This is a genomic window from Methylobacterium sp. WL18, from assembly GCF_008040015.1.
Lineage (GTDB): Bacteria > Pseudomonadota > Alphaproteobacteria > Rhizobiales > Beijerinckiaceae > Methylobacterium > Methylobacterium mesophilicum.
Window position 1 is genome coordinate 1 of record NZ_VRVD01000245.1, and the last position, 6,673, is coordinate 6,673.

At 70.0% G+C, this 6,673-nt stretch carries 8 protein-coding genes; 2 read left to right on the forward strand and 6 right to left on the reverse strand.

Features of this window, described 5'->3' with window-relative positions; genetic code table 11:
- The first annotated feature begins 16 nt into the window (after positions 1–16).
- The gene (gene rsmD / locus FV228_RS16940; RefSeq protein ID WP_147855698.1) at positions 17–574 is read left to right on the forward strand and encodes a 16S rRNA (guanine(966)-N(2))-methyltransferase RsmD; all 558 of its coding nucleotides are present in this window, start codon (positions 17–19) and stop codon (positions 572–574) included.
- 7 nt (positions 575–581) lie between these two features.
- On the opposite strand, the gene FV228_RS16945 is transcribed toward rsmD, so the two are convergent.
- The 4 genes from FV228_RS16945 to FV228_RS16960 all read right to left on the reverse strand — a co-directional run bounded on the left by FV228_RS16945 (position 582) and on the right by FV228_RS16960 (position 3,336).
- Positions 582–935, reverse strand: a complete 354-nt coding sequence (locus tag FV228_RS16945) for a cupin domain-containing protein (RefSeq protein WP_147855699.1) — start codon at positions 933–935, stop codon at positions 582–584.
- Between the two features lie 79 nt (positions 936–1,014).
- Positions 1,015–1,467, reverse strand: a complete 453-nt coding sequence (locus FV228_RS16950; protein WP_147855700.1) for a helix-turn-helix transcriptional regulator — start codon at positions 1,465–1,467, stop codon at positions 1,015–1,017.
- 385 nt (positions 1,468–1,852) lie between these two features.
- Entirely contained in the window at positions 1,853–2,797 is a 945-nt protein-coding gene (locus FV228_RS16955) for an alpha/beta hydrolase (RefSeq protein WP_238259487.1), read from the reverse strand.
- A complete protein-coding gene (locus FV228_RS16960) occupies positions 2,794–3,336 on the reverse strand; it encodes a phasin family protein (protein ID WP_147855701.1) in 543 nt (180 codons plus the stop codon). Before FV228_RS16960 ends, FV228_RS16955 begins: the two co-directional genes overlap by 4 nt.
- 264 nt (positions 3,337–3,600) lie before the next feature.
- Here FV228_RS16960 and FV228_RS16965 point away from each other — a divergent pair, with 264 nt between their 5' ends.
- Positions 3,601–5,265, forward strand: coding sequence for an AMP-binding protein (locus tag FV228_RS16965; RefSeq protein ID WP_147855702.1), 1,665 nt, complete (start codon positions 3,601–3,603; stop codon positions 5,263–5,265).
- 476 nt (positions 5,266–5,741) lie between these two features.
- Here FV228_RS16965 and FV228_RS16970 read toward each other — a convergent pair whose 3' ends face one another.
- Both FV228_RS16970 and FV228_RS16975 read right to left on the reverse strand, forming a co-directional pair.
- Entirely contained in the window at positions 5,742–6,074 is a 333-nt protein-coding gene (locus tag FV228_RS16970; protein WP_147855703.1) for a DUF6285 domain-containing protein, read from the reverse strand.
- A 2-nt stretch (positions 6,075–6,076) separates the two neighbouring features.
- A partial coding sequence (locus FV228_RS16975) for a phosphotransferase (protein ID WP_147855704.1) occupies positions 6,077–6,673 on the reverse strand: 597 nt, incomplete at its 5' end.

The following is a 6,673-nucleotide window of genomic DNA, read 5'->3' on the forward strand; positions in this document are numbered from 1 at the left end:
CGCCGCGCGGAGGCCGATGAGGATCGTTGGCGGCGCGTGGCGCGGCCGTAGGCTCGCGACCCCGCGCACCGACGCGATCCGGCCGACTTCCGACCGGCTCCGGGAATCGCTGTTCAACGTGCTGACCCACGCCTACGACGAGGTCGTCGCCGGGGCACGGGTGCTCGACCTGTTCGCCGGCACGGGCGCGCTGGGCTTCGAGGCGCTGTCGCGCGGCGCGGCCTACGCGCTGCTGGTCGACGAAGGCGCCGAGGCCCGTGCGGTGATCCGGTCGAACATCGAGGCGTTCGGCGCCGAGGGGGTGACCCGGCTGTTTCGGCGCGACGCGACGCGCCTCGGTCCGGCCGGGGCCACGGCTCCGTTCTCGCTCGTCTTCTGTGATCCGCCCTACAATCGTGGGCTTGCGCCGCAGGCGCTGGCAAGCGCCGCCAACGGCTCCTGGCTGTCGCCGGGCGCCCTGGCCGTGGTGGAGGAAGCCGAGGGCGTCCAGTTGGACTGGCCCGCGGGCTTCACCGCGCTGGAGCGAAGGGTCTACGGCGACACAGCGGTGTCCGTGGCGCGGTTCGCCGCCTGAGGGCGCCTCAGTCGCGAACGTCCGCTGCGATCTCGGGCCCGAAATGGATCGCCAGCCAGATCGTCGGCGAATCGGTACGCTCGACGCGGTGCCGACGACGGGGCTCGATCAGGACGGTATCGCCGGCCGACACGGTGCGCGGCGCGTGCTCGTCGGCGAAGCGTAAGTCGGCGGATCCCACAAGCACCGCCACCCATTCGGCATGGGGCTGATCGTAGTGGAATCCCGGCGGGCTGGCCTGTCCGGTCGAGACGATGCGCTCCACCCGCAGGCCCGGCGCCGTGTGCAAGACGGTGACAACCTCCTCGGCGGCTGCAAGGTCGAGATCGGTGTAGAGGTTCGTCAGGTCTAAAGCGGACATCGCCCGCGCCTCCCGAAATGACTTCGCGAGACGACGTGTGTCAGCGGACGGGGCCGGTCAACCGATGCCGACCGGGGCGTCAGGCCGACGGTGCGGCCACGCCGTTGGTTGTGGCTCGGTGCGGGGCGCCGTCCGCCGCTGTGGGACCATGTCCGATCCGGGCCGCGGACTTCACGAGCGCGATGACGTCCCGGCGCATCTGATCGTCGCCGATCTGATTGTAGGCGCGGAGCAGTTCCACGGCACCGGCGATCCGGAGCAGCGCGGGGCCGTTCTCGGAGGCGGCCTCCGGCTCGGGCTCGAAGAAGCTCGAGACCGGGACGCCGAGGCGCTCGGCGATCGCCTGGAGGCGACCCGCGCCGACCCGGTTCTTGCCGGTCTCGTACTTCTGGACCTGCTGGAAGCTGACGCCCAGCGCGCTCGCCAGCGCGGATTGGCTCAGCCCGTTGGCCGCGCGCAGGAACGCGATGCGGCTGCCGACCCCGTGATCGATGGCCGTGGTCTGTTTCGGCTTGGGGGTTGGGTTGGACATGGTGGAGAGTCCGAACTTCTTCAGGTTGCGGCGGGCGTGGTCGTGCGGATCTTAAGCCGCAGCTCACAACCCACAGGTGCAACATTGAGCGGCCAAGGTCCAGCCGGGTCGCATGTTGATGCCACAGTGCAGCTGAGTGTGCAATGAATGGTCACGCTTGCGCGACCATGCAGGGCGAGCATAGCCACCTTGGTTTCTCAATGGCTTCAAGGCGATCGATACAGAGTGCAACGGCCGATCAATTCTGGCATCACCGACTACGCAGACGGGGACTTCCGGCAACCGGTCGCCCTTGCACGATTGCCTACGGCGCAAGTGATTCGGTTTTGTCTAAACTGGCGGGATGCGGATCGGCGCCGATTCGGTCGCCGCGGATCCTTGTCGATCACGCGGCGGGGCCGAGCCAGTCGGTGACGATGCGAAGTTGTTCCGCGTCGAGCAAGGCCGGGGCGTGGCCGCAATCCGGGATCTCGATGCGCTCGGTAGGCGGTCCGCGGCGGGTCATCTCGTCCGCGGTCGAGGCGAGGAGCAGCTCCGAGCGCTCGCCGCGCAGCAGCAGCACCGGGCAGGTGATCGCGTCCCATTCGCGCCACATGCTGACGCTGTAGACCCGGCCGGGCCGGAAGGCGTCGCCGATGGCCGGGTCGTGGTGGGGGCGCCAGCCGCCGTGGGGCTCGGGGAAGAAGCTGTGCTTGGCGATGTGGCGCCACTGCTCGTCCGTCAGCGGGCCGAAGGCCGCCAGGACGGTCCGAAGGCGCGACTCGCCCGAGGCCAGGTTGTGGTGAAGCCGCGGAGCATCGCGCAGTCGTGAGCCGATATGGCGGATCGGCGCCCAGGGCAGGAACGGCCCGATATCGTTGATCACCATCCGGCGTATCGGGGTGTTGGCGGAGGCCGCCAGCACCATCCCGGTGAGGCCGCCGAGCGACGTGCCGACCCAGTCGATCTTGCCCGTGATCCGCAGGTGACCGATCAGCGCCGCCATGTCGGCGGCGTATTGGGGCAGGCCGTAGAGTTCCGGATCCTTCAGCCAGCCGCTCAGCCCGCGCCCGGGCAGATCGGGGCACACCACCCGGTAACCCATCTTCGCCAGCTTGTAGCCGAGGGGATCGAAGTCCCGGCCCTGCCGGCTCAGGCCGTGGACGCACACGACCACGTGCGGGCTGTCCGGGTCGCCCCATTCGACATACGCGATCCGATGGAAGTCGTGCGGCGCGTAGGCCGCGAAATGACCGGCCCGGAACGGCACGTCGGCACGGCTGAGATCGTCCAGGCGCGGCATCGGCTCGGGGGCGGCCGCCTCAGGCCTCTCGGCGGCGGCGGAGGTCACGGGGTATCCGTGCGCGATGCGGCCTCACGCGCCAGGCGGGTCGTGGTCTGGTGCAGGTCGACCATCTGGTCGGTGAGGCGGCGCGACTGCTCTTGCATGAACGTCACGTGCAAAGCCGCCACCTCGCGGGCGTCGGCCGCTTTCGCGAGGCGTTCGGCGAAATCCAGTGAGGCCCGGACGTTGGTGTCCGAGGCGACCAGCATGCGATGCCCGATCTCCCGCATCGCCGCCATCGAGTGGCCGGCATTGTCCTCGAACGCGTTGTAGAGGCGCGCCCCGGCGGCCTCCCATTGCTCGCGCATCCTGCGGGTGCCCGCGACGTTGCTGTCGGAAAGCTGGTGCGCGGTCTCCCGGCTCGAGCCCATCACCGAGCGCCAGCCCTCGAACGTCTGAGCCATCGAGGTTTCGAAGGCGTTCAGCGCCATCTCGCCGGCTTCGGCGAAGTGTTCGTAGGCCTCGCGGACCCGGGCAACACTGCCCTCGGCCATCTCGCGCCCGGCCTGTGGCGGCCGAACCATCGGTAGATTGTCGTCCTTCACGAGCCCCTCCCCCGCCGACTGCCATGACCGCCCGGTCAGGCACCGGATCCGGCATCCGTCAGGGCGGGGCCGCCGTCAACCGCTGCAGCGTGACAGACCTCGGGCCACCCCGCCGGGTCCTCCGCGCCGGGTCCTCCGCGCCGGCGCGGCCGATGATGACCGACACTGGCTGTAACCAGCACCCCGATTGACAGTCCGGACGGACGCGACGTCATCTCTCTGCCTGCGCACGCCACGCCAGCCGCCCGATCAGAAGGCCCACCGATGACGGAGACAGTTCCGCCCCGCGCGGCCGCCCGGGACTCCGATTCTCATCCGTTCGAGACCGGGCTAGACCGGAACCGGGCGAACTACGTCCCGCTCACGCCGGCCAGCCTGCTGGCCCGGGCCGCCGCCTCCGTCGGGGCGCGGGTCGCGGTGATCGATGGGGATCGCCGTCTGACCTACGGCGAGCTGTACGCGCGGTGCCGCCGCCTCGCCTCCGGCCTGGCCGGGCGCGGGATCGGGCACCTCGACACGGTGACGATCCTGGCGCCCAACGTGCCCGAGATGATCGAGGCGCATTTCGCCGTGCCGATGCTGGGCGCGGTGCTGAACCCGCTCAATACCCGCCTGGATCCGGCGACCATCGCGTTCTCCCTCGACCATGGCGGTGCCCGGGTGCTGATCGTCGAGGCCGAGTACGGTGCGCTGGCCGCCCGGGCGCTCACCGATCGCGCCGAGCCTATCCTGATCGTGGAGATTGGCGCCACCGGCATCGCCGGCGCGGTCCCGTACGAGACCCTGCTCGCCGGGGGCGACCCGGACTATGCCTGGCCCGGGCCGGCCGACGAGTGGCAATCGCTCTGCCTGCTCTACACCTCGGGCACCACCGGCGACCCGAAGGGCGCGGTCTACAGCCATCGCGGCGCCTACCTTCAGGCGCTCGGCAACGCGGTCACCTTCGGCCTCACCGCGGAGAGCGCCTATCTCTGGACCCTGCCGATGTTCCATTGCAGCGGCTGGTCGTACCCCTGGGCGAGCGTGGCGGCCTGCGCGACGCAGATCTGCCTGCGCAAGGTTGAGCCGGCGGCGATTTTCTCGCTGATCGCCCGGCACCGCGTGACGCACCTGTGCGGCGCGCCGATCGTGCTCTCGATGATCGCCCACGCGCCGGCCTCGGACCGCGTGCCCTTCCGGCATCGGGTGCGCTGTGCGGTGGGCGGGGCCGCGCCGTCCTCGACGATCATCCGCACCATGGAGGAACTCGGCTTCGAGGTGACGCACCTCTACGGCGCCACCGAGAGCTACGGGCCGGCCACCGTCTGCCTGGAACAGCCCGACTGGGCAGACCTCCCGGACCAGGACCGCTACGCCCGGATGGCGCGCCAGGGCGTCGCGCTGGCGACCCTGGAGGGTGTCGTCGTGTTCGATGCCGCCACCGACCGGCCGGTGCCGCAGGACGGCACCACGGTCGGCGAGATCTGTCTACGCGGCAACACGGTGATGAAGGGCTATCTCGGCAACCCCGAGGCCACCGCGCGGGCGTTGGCCGGCGGCTGGTACCGCACCGGCGACCTCGCGGTCTGGCACCCCGACGGCTCCGTGGAGATCAAGGACCGGGCCAAGGACATCATCATTTCGGGCGGCGAGAACATCTCCAGTCTGGAGGTCGAGGAGGTGCTGATGCGCCATCCCGCCGTGATGCTGGCGGCCGTGGTGGCGCGCCCGGACGAAACCTGGGGCGAGAGCCCCTGCGCCTTTTTGGAGATGAAGCCGGGTGCGGCCGCTCCCACCGACCGCGAGCTGATCGATTTCTGCCGGGAGCGGATGGCCCGGTTCAAGGTGCCCAAGACGGTGGTTTTCGGCCCCCTGCCGAAGACCTCGACCGGCAAGATCCAGAAGTTCGTCCTGCGCGAGCAGGCCCGGGGGCTGTCGGATCCTGTCTGACGGCGGGTATCCCACCTGCCCCCTCATCGTGAGGAGCCCGCCTCAGCGGGACTCGAAGGAGCCCTCCGTCGAGGGCTCCGCTCCGAGGCGCCGCCTCAGAGGCCGTGGGTCTCTCGATTCATCGCTCGCGACAGACGATGACGCTGCAGCATTCCTTTGAAGGTTCATCCAGGCTCGCGATCCCAGGTGGGACGTCCCCCCGAAGGTTTGCACCCGAGGTCGATGACGGAGCGCGACGCGCCCCCTCTCCCGTGCGGGAGAGGGCTGGGGTGAGGGATCAGGTCTTTCCGGAAAACGCGCATCCCTCACCCTGCCCCTCTCCCGCACGGGAGAGGGGACCCGCGGCTCATGCCGGCGGCATAGGCCCGTCCGGCGCCGCTAAGGCGTCGGGTGCATGGAAATCGAAGGATGATCGATCGAAAAACTCACAGCCTCTCAGGATGAGGGGGTGGGTTGGATATCCCCGGGTTCGAGCGTCAGGCTGCGGGCTTCGACGGCTTCCAGATGTCGGCGGCGGCCTCGGTCGCGGTGCTGAGGCGGGTGTGCAATTCCGGATCGGCATCGCGTGCGCCGGATCGAATCAAGTCGACCAAGTCGTCCAGGGCGTCATGGTCCGCGCCGCCCAACAGCCGCGCGCTGGCCTCCCCGAGCCGGTCCGCCTGTGCGATCTCCCGGGCGGCGATGCCGATCGCGTTGGCGACCATCAGGGCGACGTAGCGCGGGCGGCCGGTGAGGCCGGGGACGACCTCTTCCGTCAGCGCCCGGCGGGCGGCATCGAGGAGCGCGGCGCCGGAGGGTACGTCCTGCATTGTCAGCTCCAAGTCTCCGGGGCGGTCGCCCGCAGGATCGTCCGCTCCAGCTCGGGTACCATTCGGCCGGTGAGCGCCAGTTCCAACGAGAATTCCCGGCCCGAGACGTGGCGGGCGCCCTGTTCGAGGGCGATCACCGCCCAGCGCAGATGCGCCATCACCTCCCAATAGGCGACGCTCGCCTGATCGATGGTCCGGCCGCTCTCCTGCGTGTACCCCCGGTAGAACGACGCCCGGGAGCCGATGCCGCCGGCCTCCAGATCCGTTCGGCCGAAGCGCCAGCAGGCGGCGCAGAACCAGCCGAGATCCTGTGCGGGATCGCCCCAGCCGGCGAATTCCCAATCGAGGATCGCGGTCAGGCCCGATGCATCCACCATGTAATTTCCGGTGCGGAAATCGCGATGCACCAGGGACGGCGCCGGACAATCCGGCGCGCGAACCTCGCCCCAGCGCAGCCCCCACTCGATCGCCGGACGCTTGGCGCCGATCCCGTCGAGGCTGGCGCGCAGGCGGGCGATTTCGGCCAGCGCCGGCTGCTTCTCGGGCTCTCCGAGGAAGGCGAGCGCGGCCGGCACCTCGCGCGGGTCGAGCGCGGCGTG